The sequence below is a fragment of the Salinimicrobium sp. 3283s genome (assembly GCF_039602225.1).
GTDB classification, from domain to species: Bacteria; Bacteroidota; Bacteroidia; order Flavobacteriales; family Flavobacteriaceae; genus Salinimicrobium; species Salinimicrobium profundisediminis.
In genome coordinates this window covers 1,694,192-1,708,514 of the sequence record NZ_CP143631.1, presented here as the reverse complement: position 1 = coordinate 1,708,514, position 14,323 = coordinate 1,694,192, and the positions used below count along the sequence as shown (strand labels likewise).

The following is a 14,323-nucleotide window of genomic DNA, read 5'->3' as shown; positions in this document are numbered from 1 at the left end:
AATGATCGCAACTCAACCCACCAAAAAAGAATTATCATTAGGTTTCCTTGGCGTAGGCTGGATAGGCCGCAACCGGATGGAAGCTATTCTCAATAACACCGGCGCAAAAGCAGCTGCGATCACCGAACCAGATTCTGAAAATTGCGATGCTGCAAAAAAGAGTGCCAAAAATGCCATTTTAAAGACCTCTTCTGAAGCACTTTTTGCTGAAAAGGATCTCGATGGAATTGTTATTGCCACCCCAAGTGCCATGCATGCTCAACAAAGTATGGAAGCATTAAAAGCCGGAAAGGCTGTCTTTTGCCAAAAGCCGCTGGGCCGTACCGCCGAAGAAGTAGAACAGGTGGTCGCAGCCTCTCGCGAGGCAAATAAGCTGCTTTCTGTAGATCTTTCCTACCGTTACACCAAAGCTTTTAAAGCGGTTTACGATACCATCCAAAAAGGGGAAATAGGAGACATCTTTGCCGTAGACCTCACCTTTCACAATGCCTACGGGCCAGATAAGGAATGGTTCTACGACATTAAAAGATCGGGCGGAGGTTGCGTGATGGATCTTGGTATCCACCTGATAGATCTCGCCCTGTGGAGCCTTGATTTCCCTGAGATCAAAGACGTGCAGAGCCGCTTGTACCACAAAGGACAAAAACTCACTTCTTTTGAAGAACATGTAGAAGATTTTGCAAGTGTTGCAATGACTTCAGAAAAAGATCAGGCAATAAACCTCGAGTGTTCCTGGCATGTTTCTGCCGGAAAGGATGCGATCATAGAAGCCACTTTTTACGGTACAAAAGGAGGTGCTTCCTTCAAAAATATCAACGGCTCTTTCTATGATTTTAAAGCCGAAAAATATCACGGTACCCAAACCGAAACTCTTGTAACACCACCCGATGAGTGGAGTGGCCGCGCCGGAGTGGTATGGGTAGAAAACCTTCTCGAAAATGACACTTTTGACGAGAAAACTGCCACTCAATTTATAAAAACAGCCCAGGTAATAGACCGAATTTATGGAAGATAAGCAAATGAAGATTCTAATGACTACCGATACGGTAGGCGGCGTATGGGTGTATTCCCTGGAGCTATGCCGGGCCCTTGCGCAGTATGATGTGCAGGTACACCTGGTGGCCATGGGCGCCTGGCCATCACCGGCACAACAGGTGGAAGCCGGGGAGATCTCCAACGTCACTTTTTACAAGAGCGACTTTAAGCTCGAATGGATGGAAGATCCCTGGGAAGACGTAGAACGGTCGCGAAAATGGATCAACTGTATTTATCAAACCATACAACCCGATATTGTTCACCTCAACAACTACGCACAGGTAGAAAAAGAATGGACTGCGCCGGTAGTAACGGTTTTCCACTCCTGTGTGCAAACCTGGTGGCAGGCAGTAAAGGGCATTAAAGCACCTCATGAATGGGATCATTACACGCAAACTGTAAAAGAATCGCTTGAAGATTCGAACATGGTAGTTGCTCCTACAAAAGCCATTCTTCAAAAGGCGAAGGAGATCCATCAGTTCAGTTCAAAATCTAAAGTTATAAGTAACGGAAGAGTTGTTCCTTCGGAAGTAAAAGCGCCAAAAGAAAAATTCATTTTGTGCATGGGCAGGATGTGGGATGAAGCTAAAAATCTGCCTTTGCTTTCGAACATTGCCGAAAGATTGCCATGGCCGGTATATGTTGCCGGTGCAGCAATCCACCCTGATACAGGGAAAAAATGCAAGCTCGAAAATGTAAAATTCCTCGGAAAATTAACCCCCGAAGAAGTGCAGCACTGGATGCAGCGCGCCAGCATCTTTGTGAGCCCTACCCGCTATGAACCCTTTGGCCTTGCTATTCTTGAGGCTGCGGGCAATGGATGTGCACTGGTGTTGAGCAACCTCGATACGCTTCAGGAGTTATGGGATGGTAGTGCCTTGTTCTTTGACCCCGAAAACGAAGAAGAAGCCGAAAAAACCATTGTTCGGCTACTTGAAAGTCCTGAGTTTTTAGAGCAACTTTCAGCAAAAGCAAGAGAACGGGCAAAACAGTATTCCGCAGAAAAAATGGGGGCCGCCTATAACGACCTCTATCGCGAAATACTTGAAAAAGAATACAAATTAATAAGTCTATGAAAATAGTGATGTTTTACCATTCCCTCTATTCCGACTGGAATCACGGGAATGCGCATTTTTTACGCGGAATTGTCAAGGAACTACAAAAACGAGGGCACGACGTAGATGTCTATGAGCCCGAAGATGGCTGGAGCCTGCAAAACCTGCTGAAAGATCATGGGGCCGAGCAGCTTGATGAGTTCAGGCAGTATTATCCGTCGCTCAACCCGCAGTTCTACAATCCCGAGAAAAAACTGAACTATCAAAACATAATTAGCAACGCCGACCTCGTGATCGTTCACGAGTGGAATGAGCCCAGCCTTATTGCTGAAATAGGCCGAAAAAAGGAAAAATTCAATTTCAAATTGCTATTTCACGATACCCACCACCGGGCAGTTTCGGCTGAAGAGGAAATGAAGAAATTCGATTTTTCGCACTTTGACGGGGCTCTCGTCTTTGGAGATGTGATTAAGAAGATCTACGAAGAAAAGAATTGGGTAGACAAGGTATGGACCTGGCATGAAGCAGCCGACGCCGATTTCTTTAGCCCCAACTGTGATGAAGAAAAAGAAGGCGACCTGGTGTGGATTGGCAACTGGGGCGACGGTGAACGCACCGAAGAACTCATGGAATTCCTCATAAAACCCATTAAAGAGTTGAAGCTGAAAGCAAAGGTCTACGGCGTTCGCTATCCTGAAAAAGCTCAAAAAGCCCTGGCCGATGCCGGGATTGAATATGGGGGTTACCTGCCAAACTACAAGGTGCCCGAGGTTTTTGCCAAATACAAGGTGACGGTACATGTGCCGCGACGGCCTTATGTTGAAATGTTGCCGGGAATACCTACAATCAGGCCGTTTGAAGCGTTATCCTGCGGAATTCCGCTTATTTGTTCTCCCTGGAATGATGCCGAAGATCTCTTCACTCCCGGCGAAGATTATTTGATAGCAAAAGACGGAAATGATATGGGCTACAAACTTGCCGAGGTACTTAAGAGTCCGCACCTGGCGAAAAGCCTTTCCGACAATGGAAGAAAAACCATACTCGAGAATCATACTTGCGCCCATAGAGTAATTACTTTAGAAGGTATTTTACAGGAAATAGGTATGCCCAAAGACAAGATCTTTCCCATTCACCACAAAACCATGGAAGCATGAAAAGAGACCTGAAAATTGCCTTTTTTGGCTCTAGTATCGTATCGGCTTACTGGAACGGTGCCGCAACTTACTACCGGGGCATTGTTAAGGCGCTACATAAAATGGGGCACGAAGTGACATTTTATGAACCCGATATTTACGAACGCCAGAAGCACCGGGATATAGAAGACCCTGAATGGTGTAAAGTGGTGGTTTATCCTGAAGATAAAGTGAGCCTGCAGGCGTTGCTAAGGGAAGCTTCGGAAGCCGACGTCATCATAAAAGCCAGTGGCATTGGCGCATTTGATGATTTTCTTGAAGATGCCGTAGTACAGCTGAAGAAAGATGACAACCTCATCATTTTTTGGGATGTTGACGCCCCTGCCACGCTAGACAGGATAGAATCTGACCCTTCAGATCCTTTCAATGCCCTTGTTCCCAGGTACGACTTTGTACTTACCTATGGTGGCGGGCAGCCGGTAATAGACGCTTACGAGCGCAACGGTGCCAAAAGATGTATTCCTATCTACAACGCTTTGGATACCGACACCCATTTTCCTGTGGAACCACAAAAAGAATTTGATGGTACTTTGGCCTTTTTGGGCAACCGTCTTCCCGACCGTGAAAAGCGGGTAGAAGAATTCTTTATCAAACCGGCGCAAAATCTTTCCGAAGAAAAATTCCTGCTTGGCGGCAGCGGCTGGGGCGATAAATCCATGCCCAAAAACATAAAATATCTGGGTCATGTTTATACCAAAGATCACAACGCTTTTAACTGCACCCCAAAAGCAGTTTTAAATATAAGCCGTGACAGTATGGCCAAATACGGCTTCTCTCCTGCCACCCGCGTTTTTGAAGCTGCCGGTGCCGGTGCCTGTTTAATAACAGATTACTGGAAAGGGATTGAGACCTTCTTTGAACCCGGGAAAGAGATCCTGGTGGCCAACAGCGGGGAAGAAGTAGAAATGATCCTTGCGGGCCTTACTTCAGAAAAAGCCAAACAAATAGGCGATGCAGCATATAAAAAGGCACTCTCTGCCCACACCTACGAGCATAGGGCCGAATTGCTGGAATCGGTTATTTCTGAAAAATTAAAAGCCGAAACCAAACCCGTTGAATAAAAACACCAGCTAATGAAATTTGTTATTATAGGACTTTCGGTCACTTCATCATGGGGAAACGGGCACGCCACCACCTATCGTGCACTTCTCAAAGAACTAAAGGCGCTGGGGCATGACATACTGTTCCTCGAGAAAGATGTGCCCTGGTATTCGCCCCACCGCGATATGCCTGCACCCGATTTTTGTAAGGTAGGCCTCTATAAAACCAATGAAGAGTTAAAAACCGACTATAAAAAAGAAGTTGCCGAAGCCGATGTGGTCATAGTAGGTTCTTATGTGCAGCAAGGGGTAGAAGTGGGCAGCTGGGCCATAGAAACTGCCAACGGTGTTACAGCCTTTTACGATATTGATACGCCAGTAACCTTGGCCAAACTGGAAAGGAAAGACTACGAATATCTCGACCCCAATATCATCCCAAAATATGATCTTTATTTGTCATTTTCGGGAGGTCCAATATTGAAGCATCTCGAAGATCACTACGGTTCTCCTATCGCGAGAGCGTTATATTGTTCGGTAGACCCCGATCTTTATTATCCCGAAGATCAACCAAAAGACTTTAAGCTGGGATACCTTGGCACTTACAGCGATGACCGGCAGCCTACAGTAGAAGAATTGCTCAACAAACCTGCCGCTAACTTTCCTTCGGAAAAATTTGTGGTTGCAGGGCCGCAATATCCCGAAAATTATGAGTGGTCTAAAAATGTAGAGCGCATTGACCACCTCCCTCCTGCTGAACACCGTAAGTTCTACAACTCGCAGGAATTTACCCTGAATGTCACCCGGGAGGATATGATAAAAGCAGGTTATTCCCCCAGCGTGCGGCTGTTTGAAGCTGCAGCATGTGGCGTGCCTATTATTTCAGATTACTGGGATGGCATCCACAGCATTTTTGAGCAGGGCACCGAGATCCTCATTGCCCGAAGCAGCGGCGAAGTAGAGGAATATTTCAGAAATACTTCGGAATCAAAGAGAAAGGAGATTGGTGAAAACGCCAGGCAAAAAGTCCTGAAATCTCACACTGCACGGGCGAGAGCAAAAGAATTGATAAATTATGTGAAGGAGGTACACCAGCCTTCAGAAAAAGTTTAAATATGTCTACGCAAACTGAAGTAAAAGAACTGGAACCCTGGTTCCATAATATTCATTTACCCGATGGTACTCAAACGGCTCCCAATCATTTTCTGGGAGATTTTCCCGGTTTTAAATGGGAAAAGATCAAAGAGAGTATTCCGCAGGATCTTGAAGGCTGGAAAGTCTTGGACATTGGCTGCAATGCCGGGTTCTACTCGCTGGAACTGGCAAAACGCGGGGCCGATGTGCTGGCCATAGATCTTGATGAACATTACCTGAAGCAAGCAAAATGGGCAGCAAAGAAATTTGGCCTTAACGATAAGATCAGGTTTAAACAAATGCAGGTGTATGACCTGGCCCATACCGAAGAACAATTTGACCTCATCTGGTTTATGGGTGTTTTTTACCATTTGCGCTACCCTATGCTGGCCCTTGATATTTTATCTCAAAAAGTGAAAAAAATGATGGTCTTCCAAACCCTTTCCCTACCCGGGCAGGAAGAAATGGAAGTACCCGAAGATGTGGAATTTCACAAACGGGAGATCATGAAAGAAGATGCCTGGCCAAAAATGGCATTTATAGAGCATAAACTTGCGGGAGATCCTACCAACTGGTGGGCTCCAAATCACCAGGGAATTATTTCAATGCTGCAAAGCTGCGGACTCAAAGTAACCGCCATGCCCGAAGATGAAACCTATGTAGCTAAAAAAGATGCCTCGCTGCACTCCAGCCTTGATACCTGGAATTATTCTGAATATCTCTCGGCAGTTGGTAAAGACTGGAAAGAAGAGGTAGATAAAAAAACCAAGAAGTAGTAAAGCCGCAATAAATTACGGCTCCGAAGCAAAAAGAAACTATGAGTTTTAAAAAAGAAGACCTGTGAGGTTTTAAAAACCTCACAGGTCTCTATATTTTAGCGTTTAGTTTCGATAACAAAATTCTCTGGTGGAGTGGCTCCAAGCAGGTGCTCCACAAAATAATCCCAGCGGCGACGCATCATGTAGTAAGAATCTTCTCCAAACCCATGGCGGGCATTGGGGAAAACAATAAGATCAAAATCCTTATTTGCATCTATAAGCGCGTCAACAACCAGGTAAGTATTGTAAGGCGGCACATTGTCATCTAATCCGCCGTGGGCCAGCAGAAGCTTTCCCTGCAGGTTTTCGGCGTAGTTCTGGTTGGCCTGGGAATCGTAACTGTCTTTGCCTTCGGGGCCCTTGGTCATTAAGCCAATATACCTCTCTCCCCAGTCATCTTCGTAATTGCGGTTATCGTGGTTACCAGACTCAGCAATCCCTACCGAATAAAATTCGGGATGGCGAAACATTGCTGCAGCGGTGGCAAAACCACCTCCCGAATGTCCCCAGATCCCAACATTCTCGGCATCTATGTAAGGATGCTTTTCGGCGAGTTGTCTTATTCCGGCTTTTTGATCTTCTAAGGTGTTTCCTGAAATATCTCCGTAACAGGCATCATGAAAAGCTTTGGAACGGCCCGGATTACACGAACCGTCAATTAAGATCACCACAAACCCAAGTTCGGCCAGCGCCTGATGATCGCTGCGTGCAGCCGAGAAATTTCGGCTTCCCACACTACCGCCCTGCGGCCCCGGGTAAACATAATTCACCACCGGATACTTTTTGTTTTTATCAAGCTGAGTGGGCGTGAACATGAGCCCGTAAAGGTCCCACTGCCCATCTGCCGACTTTACCGTAACGGGTTCGGGCGCTTTCCAACCGATTTCCTTTAATCGGGAAATATCTGACTCCTCTAAAATGGCAATTTTCTTTCCCTTTTTATTCCGAAGCACCGCAACAGGTGGCGTGGTTGGCGTGGAATAACTATCAACAAAATATTCGTGATCTGGAGAAAAATAAATGTTGTGATTGGCATTTTCGGGGGTTAGGAGTTGCAGGTTTTTTCCGCTGAAATCTACCCGGTACAAATGTGAGAAATATGGATCACGCCCTGCTTCCTTACCATTGGCCTCGAAGTAAAGCACACGATTTTTCTCATCTACATGAAGCAGCCGGGTCACCACAAAATCTCCTTTGGTAATTTGCTGCTTCAGTTTACCGGAATTGAGGTCGTACAAATACAGGTGCCCCCAGTTATCCCTTTCAGAATACCAGATGATCTCGTTGCTCTTTGGCAAATACTTCCAGTTGATGCTGCCCTGCCCCGATTCATACTGAGTTTCTACGGTTTCAGTAAAGATTTCTTTTACCTCGCCGGTAGCAGCATCGGCTAATTGCAGTTTGGCTTCTTTATGGTCGCGGGAAGTAGAAACAAACGCAAGTTTTGTAGCATCTTCATTCCAGTAATTATCGTCGAAAGCACCGCTGCAGGAAATATCGTCACATAAGGTTCCGCGGCGCGCATCGGGCTCTGTTTGCAGTTCAATCACCTTGGGGTCATCTACCTCCACGATCACACGATGTATCTTGATCACCTCTTCATCTTCGGGCAGCGGGTATTTCCACTTTTGCAGGTTTGGTGCACCAACCTTTGTCTCCACCAGGTACATATCGCTAATGTGCCTTTGATCCTGCCTGTAGGTGGCAAGCTTTTTAGAATCGGGCGACCAGAGCACAATAGGCCTGTCACTCTTTCTCCACCCGGCGTTATCTGTAGCGTACCCAAAGTTTTCTATCCCGTCTTTGGTGAGTTGTTTTTCTTCCCCGGTTTCGAGATTGCGCAGCCACAGGTTCCAGTCTTTGATGTAGACCACCTTCTTGGCATCGGGCGAGAGGATCTCATTTCGTGAAACGTCGGGCATTGTTTTCTTTTCCTCTTTCTTCGGAAGCAATTCGGTTAAAGAAGAAGCTGTCTTTTTTTGTCCTGAAGAAGGATCTACCAGCACATATTCGGTTCCTTCCGAAGTATTTATCCTATACCAGAAGCGGCCGTCTTCAAGCCAGGTTGGCCTTACATTACTCCGGTAAACCAGATCATTGGTATTAAAACGAAGGAATTTTGTTGCCTGCGCGTAATCTTCGGCAGTAATTTGTTTGACAGGCTGTTGGGAAAAAGTGCTTAAAAACGTCAGCAAAAACAGGCTGCTCAAAAATGGGATTTTCTTCATGATTTTATTTTAGAAAACTTCAGGGACAAGATACACAAAGTAGTTTTTGTAAAAAATACACACGTTTACCTGTCAAAAAGTGCAGAATTAATTCACTTTTGGGAAGTTTCCGTCTCAGCTTTCTTATTTTTGAAGAAATACTATCACAACATGCTTTGTATAAAACACCATTCTACAGACCCTTACTTCAATATAGCTACAGATGAGTATATTTTTAAACACATCAAAGAAGACTGTTTTATGTTGTGGCGCAATGATAACGCGATCATTGTGGGCAAACACCAGAATACCCAGGCAGAGATCAACCACGACTATGTAAAAGAAAGAGGGATAAAGGTGGTGAGGCGGCTTTCGGGCGGCGGTGCAGTGTACCACGACCTGGGCAACCTCAACTTCTCGTTTACCCGCACAGGCGAGAATTATGAAATGATAGATTTTGAACGTTACACGCGGCCAATCATAGCGGTGCTGAAGGAACTGGGGGTGAACGCAAAATTTGAAGGGCGTAATGACCTCACCATTGAGGGAAAGAAATTTTCGGGCAATGCAGAGCACGTTTTCAAGAACAAGGTGCTGCATCACGGTACGCTGCTCTTTTCTTCAGAAATGAAAGATGTGAGCGGGGCGCTTAAGATCAACCCTTTAAAATACAAGGACCGAGGCGTAAAATCGGTTCCCAACCGCGTGACCAATATCAGCGATCACCTTCCCGAAAAAATTAGTCTTGATGAGTTTACCAATAAGATTATGGATTACATTATCCGCAATTTTGAAGATGCGCGTCTTTACGAATTCACCGATGAAGATTTGGCTGCAATCCAGAAGATAAGGGATGAAAAATACAGCACCTGGGAATGGAACTTTGGCTATTCGCCCGACTATAATTTTAAGCAGGGCGCCCGCACTCCCGGCGGTACGGTAGAGATGAACATGAACGTGACCAACGGCATCATTCAAAAAGTTAAAATAACCGGCGATTTTTTCCACATTCGTGATATAGGCCCCATAGAAGAAGCCCTGGAAAATACCCGGCACGAAGAAAAGATGATTCGGGAAAAATTATCTCAGTTTGACCTGGGAGAATATTTCAACAAGATTAGCGAAGATGACCTTGTGGCAATCATGTTTTAAAGATTATTAACCAAAAAAACCTGAATGGAATTACTTATTTTATATGCGGTCCTTGCCATTTTCTTTTCTTTCATGTGCTCTATCCTGGAGGCAGCTTTTTTGAGCTTTACACCCTCATTTCTCAAAATAAAACTGAGAGAGGGCAAAGGTTACGCCCGCACCCTTACCAAACTTAAACAGGACGTTGACAAGCCTTTAATCGCAATTCTCACCATCAATACAATAGCTCACACCGTAGGGGCAATACTTGTGGGGGTGCAGGCAGAGAAAGTATATGGTGACGGCGGTAACGCAGTGGGAATAGTTTCGGCTATAATGACGCTTGCGATTTTAATTGTTTCTGAAATAATCCCGAAAACCATTGGCGCCACCTACTGGAAAAACCTTGGGAATTTTACTGCGAAATCTCTTACCGCCTTTATTATCCCATTAAAGTACAGCGGTGTGCTCTGGCTTATGATGCTCACTACAAAACTCATTGGGAAATCGGCACACGTATCTTCTATGAGCCGGGAAGAATTCATTGCAATTACCGATGTAGCCGAAGAAGAAGGGGTTTTTGAAGAGCAGGAAACCACCGTGATCAAGAACATGCTCCTGTTCAAAAAAGTGAAGGCCAAAGACGTGATGACCCCTTTCTCTGTTGCCGTTACCGAAGATGAAAACAGAAGTATAGAAGATTTTCACAGGGAGCATCGGAATTTGAAGTTTTCGCGTATTCCGTTGTATGACAAAAGGCAGAATAACATTACAGGATTTGTCTTAAAAGATGATATCCTTGAAGAAATGGTAGATCAAAAAGGGCCCGAGCCTCTTAGCACTTTAAAGAGGAACATCCCCATGACTTCTGAAGATACGCCAATTCCGCAGTTATTCAATCGTTTTATACAGGAGAGAACACATCTCGCCATGGTGGTAGATCACTATGGTAACACTATAGGCCTGGTTACCATGGAAGACATTATTGAAACCCTCATGGGACTGGAGATTATGGACGAGAGTGACAACGTACAGGATATGCAGGTACTGGCCCGCGAGAACTGGGAAAAAAGAGCCAGGAAGTTGGGACTTTTAAAGCAGGACCAGTCCGATATCAACGAAAAGAGCAATGAATAAAGCTTCGGTAAAAACGCCGCTCGGAAATGCCATTTTTGAAGGGGATGCCAATGGGATCTCAAAGCTTTATCTCACCGAAGAAATACCCGAAACTACTTCAGTTTCTACGCCATTTCTTCAGGAGGCGAAAGAGCAGCTTCAGCAGTATTTTTCGGGAGAGCTCAAGAAATTTAACCTGAAACTAAATCCTGAAGGCACGGTTTTTCAGAAGAAAGTATGGCAGGCCCTGCAAAACATCCCGTATGGCAAAACTGTTTCTTATATGGAGCTGGCCAAAGAACTGGGCGACCCGTTGGCGATAAGAGCCGTGGCAGCAGCAAATGGAAAGAACCCGCTGTGGATCCTGGTTCCCTGCCATAGAGTAATTGGCAGCGACGGCTCGCTCACAGGTTATGCCGGCGGACTGTGGCGCAAAAAGTGGCTGCTTGATCACGAACAACCGGTTAAACAACAAAGCCTTTTGCTATGAGAGGTGTCAAAAAAGGCATTTTTGGAACCCTTCTTTTCCTGGCGCTTGCCGTGGGCCTTATCTACCTGTTCAATTTTGATTATATCTTCAAAGGCATTCAGTCTACATATTTGCAGGGGCATCTTACCGCCCATATTGATGATCACAAGTTCTTTGACAACCGCAAAATAGAAGCCGGAGCGCCCCAACCCTGGCCACAGCACAAGAATTACAACCAATTTGATCTTTCTGAAGAACTTCAGGAGAAGAATAAAGCCGCCGGAACCATTTCTTTTTTGATCATCAAAAATGACAGCATCCTGTACGAAAGCTATTCTAAAGAATACGGGCCGCTCTCGCACACCAACTCTTTTTCGGTTGCAAAAAGCCTCGTGGCAGCAATGCTTGGAAAAGCCATTTTTGAAGGTCATATCAAAAATCTCGATCAACCGGTAGCCGACTTTTTTCCGCAGTTTGATGAAAGGCTCAAGTTGCGCCATCTTGTGTCGATGTCTTCAGGTTTGAACTGGGATGAAGATTATTACAATCCTTTTTCAATGACCATTAGAGCTTATCTTGATGACAATATCAGGCAAATTGTTATGGATCTGGAAGTGGTAGAAGAACCCGGAAAGGACTTTAAATACCTGAGCGGCAACACGCTGCTACTTGCTATGGTTTTGGAGAAAGCTACGGGAAAAAATGTTTCTGAATACCTGAGTGAAAGCTACTGGAAACCAATGGGCATGGAGACTTACGCACTTTGGCAGCTGGACAGCGAAGAAAGCGGCATGGAAAAAGCTTATTGCTGTATCGCTTCAAATGCACGCGATTTTGCCCGCTTCGGAAAGCTTTACAATAACTTCGGAAAATGGAACGGAAAACAACTGCTTGATTCGGTTTATGTGGCAGAATCAATTAGGCCGCAGCTGAAGGATTATCCGCATTACGGGCTGGGCATCTGGCTGGAGGAATTTAAAGGGCAGGAAGTGTTTTACTTCCGCGGAATTCTGGGGCAGTATGTGATCGTACTTCCGAAGAAAAATATCATCATAGTAAGATTGGGGCACGAAGGCGGAGAAGTTCCTGAAGATAAAGAACATCCCAATGATTTTTATTTTTATCTTGAGGAGGTGTTAAACACCCTTGAAGCTCATGATCAAGAAAATAGCGCTGCGCAACCTGCTGTTCCTGGACATTGAAACAGTTCCCGAAAATGCCACTTTTGCCGAACTTTCTGAAGAAAAACAGAAGTTATGGGAAGCAAAATCTCAATACCAGCGCAAAGAAGAATTTTCTCCCGAAGAGTTTTACGACCGGGCCGGTATCTGGGCCGAATTTGGAAAGATTGTTTGTATCTCGGTAGGATATTTCGCTTTTCAGGGAGAGAAAAGAACTTTTAGGACAACAACCTTCTGTGGAGGGGAAAAAGAGCTGCTAACAGCCTTTAAAGGCCTTATAGAAGGGCATTTTGGCCGACCTCAACACCTGCTCTGCGCCCATAACGGGAAAGAATTCGATTTCCCTTACATCGCCCGGAGAATGCTTATCCACAATATTGAACTGCCCAACAAACTTAACCTCTTTGGAAAAAAGCCGTGGGAAGTACCACATTTAGACACCCTCGAATTATGGAAATTCGGAGATCACAAGCACTACACCTCGCTAAAACTTCTTTGTAATGTACTGGGAATACCTTCTCCCAAAGAAGATATTGACGGCAGCCAGGTGTGTAAAGTGTTTTACGAAGAAGGTGACCTAAACAGGATTGTTTCGTACTGCGAGAGAGATGTGGTGGCCATTGCGCAGGTAATACTTAGGCTAAGGCAGGAGCCGCTTCTTGAAAGTGACGAAATTATGCATGTGGAGATTCCTTAAGGAACTGTTATTTATCCTGCTGCCTGTCAAAGTTTTAGTATATTTAAATAGAGAGTCTCAAAAGTGACATTTTTGAGACCCCTTACGGAATGTTTAATCTAACGAACCTGTTATGTATTTATACGTAGAACAATGGAATGTAACCAAGGACTGGATGGATCTTTCTAAAGAAGACCGTCGCGCCTATATGAATAAAGTTAAAGATGCCATTGATAAAATGAGCGGTGCCGGGGTAGAGAACGTCGGTTGGGCCATGAATGATGAGCATACCCCCTATAGAAGTGACTATCGCTATTTTGCAATTTGGAAAGTAAACGATCCTGACACGATAGAACAATTTGAAAAGGGAATTGAAGAGGCTGACTGGCATAAGTATTTTAGCCAGGTCAACACCCGCGGAAAGCTGATCCCTTTAAATGAAGCTATGGATTTTCTTGTGAATCTTGAAAAACATTCGACTTCTATACTCGATTAATTCAAAACTTTTGATCTGTAAGCTCTTTATTGACCCTGCAGGCCGAAGCAAATATTTAAAAGACCTGCAAGGATTGAAAACCCTGCAGGTCTTTTTCTTTTATAATTTCATCTCCGGAATTTCTCCTTCCACGATTAAAGTTCCTTCTGTAGCTTCTTTAATTTCTTCTACACTCACCCCGGGTGCTCTTTCCAGGAGTTTAAAGCCTTTTTCGGTAACTTCAAGTACTGCAAGATTGGTTACAATTTTGGTAACACAGCCCACACCGGTCAAAGGCAGAGAGCATTTCTTAAGCAGTTTTGATTCCCCTGCACGATTGGTGTGCATCATGGCCACAATGATATTTTCGGCACTGGCAACGAGATCCATGGCACCGCCCATTCCCTTCACCATCTTCCCCGGAATCTTCCAGTTGGCAATGTCGCCGTTTTCGGCCACTTCCATGGCTCCAAGAATGGTGAGATCTACATGCTGACCGCGTATCATTCCGAAACTCATAGCCGAATCAAAATAACTGGCGCCGGGTAAAGCAGTGATGGTTTGTTTACCGGCGTTGATAAGATCGGGGTCTTCTTCACCTTCAAAAGGGAAAGGCCCCATACCCAGAATTCCATTTTCACTTTGAAACTCTACCTCTATATCATCACGCACAAAATTGGCTACCAAAGTAGGAATCCCAATTCCGAGATTGACGTAGTAGCCGTCTTTTACTTCCTGTGCTATTCTTTTTGCAATTCCGTTTTTATCTAACATTTGTATAATTTGAAGATTTGTG

At 44.9% G+C, this 14,323-nt stretch carries 14 protein-coding genes; 12 read left to right on the top strand and 2 right to left on the bottom strand.

The annotated features are described in order from the left end of the window. The first annotated feature begins 1 nt into the window (after position 1). Genes VS868_RS07470 through VS868_RS07445 form a run of 6 tightly spaced genes read left to right on the top strand, consistent with a single transcriptional unit; the run spans position 2 to position 6,230 of the window. Positions 2–1,015, top strand: a complete 1,014-nt coding sequence (locus VS868_RS07470) for a Gfo/Idh/MocA family oxidoreductase (RefSeq protein WP_266070099.1) — start codon at positions 2–4, stop codon at positions 1,013–1,015. After that, positions 1,005–2,111 carry a glycosyltransferase family 4 protein gene (locus VS868_RS07465; RefSeq protein ID WP_345599729.1) on the top strand — a complete coding sequence of 369 codons (1,107 nt, stop codon included), beginning with the start codon at positions 1,005–1,007 and terminating at the stop codon, positions 2,109–2,111. The genes VS868_RS07470 and VS868_RS07465 overlap by 11 nt, the downstream gene beginning before the upstream one ends. Then, the gene (locus VS868_RS07460) at positions 2,108–3,244 is read left to right on the top strand and encodes a glycosyltransferase (RefSeq protein WP_345599728.1); all 1,137 of its coding nucleotides are present in this window, start codon (positions 2,108–2,110) and stop codon (positions 3,242–3,244) included. The genes VS868_RS07465 and VS868_RS07460 overlap by 4 nt, the downstream gene beginning before the upstream one ends. Further along, positions 3,241–4,344, top strand: a complete 1,104-nt coding sequence (locus tag VS868_RS07455) for a glycosyltransferase (RefSeq protein ID WP_345599727.1) — start codon at positions 3,241–3,243, stop codon at positions 4,342–4,344. The genes VS868_RS07460 and VS868_RS07455 overlap by 4 nt, the downstream gene beginning before the upstream one ends. A gap of 12 nt (positions 4,345–4,356) precedes the next feature. Then, positions 4,357–5,433: a glycosyltransferase gene (locus VS868_RS07450; RefSeq protein ID WP_345599726.1), complete on the top strand. Its 1,077-nt coding sequence runs from the start codon at positions 4,357–4,359 to the stop codon at positions 5,431–5,433. 2 nt (positions 5,434–5,435) lie between these two features. Beyond that, complete coding sequence (locus VS868_RS07445; protein WP_345599725.1) at positions 5,436–6,230, top strand: TIGR04290 family methyltransferase; 795 nt, start codon at positions 5,436–5,438, stop codon at positions 6,228–6,230. Between the two features lie 98 nt (positions 6,231–6,328). On the opposite strand, the gene VS868_RS07440 is transcribed toward VS868_RS07445, so the two are convergent. Further along, positions 6,329–8,500, bottom strand: a complete 2,172-nt coding sequence (locus VS868_RS07440) for a DPP IV N-terminal domain-containing protein (protein ID WP_345599724.1) — start codon at positions 8,498–8,500, stop codon at positions 6,329–6,331. Positions 8,501–8,650: 150 nt separating this feature from the next. Here VS868_RS07440 and VS868_RS07435 point away from each other — a divergent pair, with 150 nt between their 5' ends. The 6 genes from VS868_RS07435 to VS868_RS07410 all read left to right on the top strand — a co-directional run bounded on the left by VS868_RS07435 (position 8,651) and on the right by VS868_RS07410 (position 13,548). Then, positions 8,651–9,631, top strand: a complete 981-nt coding sequence (locus tag VS868_RS07435; protein ID WP_345599723.1) for a lipoate--protein ligase — start codon at positions 8,651–8,653, stop codon at positions 9,629–9,631. A 24-nt stretch (positions 9,632–9,655) separates the two neighbouring features. Then, positions 9,656–10,747, top strand: a complete 1,092-nt coding sequence (locus tag VS868_RS07430) for a CNNM domain-containing protein (protein ID WP_345599722.1) — start codon at positions 9,656–9,658, stop codon at positions 10,745–10,747. Then, positions 10,740–11,216 carry a methylated-DNA--[protein]-cysteine S-methyltransferase gene (locus VS868_RS07425; protein WP_345599721.1) on the top strand — a complete coding sequence of 159 codons (477 nt, stop codon included), beginning with the start codon at positions 10,740–10,742 and terminating at the stop codon, positions 11,214–11,216. The genes VS868_RS07430 and VS868_RS07425 overlap by 8 nt, the downstream gene beginning before the upstream one ends. Further along, on the top strand, positions 11,213–12,397 hold the full coding sequence (locus tag VS868_RS07420; RefSeq protein WP_345599720.1) for a serine hydrolase: 1,185 nt from the start codon (positions 11,213–11,215) through the stop codon (positions 12,395–12,397). Before VS868_RS07425 ends, VS868_RS07420 begins: the two co-directional genes overlap by 4 nt. After that, the gene (locus VS868_RS07415) at positions 12,351–13,073 is read left to right on the top strand and encodes a 3'-5' exonuclease (RefSeq protein ID WP_345599719.1); all 723 of its coding nucleotides are present in this window, start codon (positions 12,351–12,353) and stop codon (positions 13,071–13,073) included. Before VS868_RS07420 ends, VS868_RS07415 begins: the two co-directional genes overlap by 47 nt. A 112-nt stretch (positions 13,074–13,185) precedes the next feature. Further along, positions 13,186–13,548, top strand: coding sequence for a DUF6616 family protein (locus VS868_RS07410; RefSeq protein WP_345599718.1), 363 nt, complete (start codon positions 13,186–13,188; stop codon positions 13,546–13,548). Positions 13,549–13,647: 99 nt separating this feature from the next. Here VS868_RS07410 and VS868_RS07405 read toward each other — a convergent pair whose 3' ends face one another. Further along, positions 13,648–14,301, bottom strand: a complete 654-nt coding sequence (locus VS868_RS07405; protein WP_345599717.1) for a CoA transferase subunit B — start codon at positions 14,299–14,301, stop codon at positions 13,648–13,650. Positions 14,302–14,323: the final 22 nt, after the last annotated feature.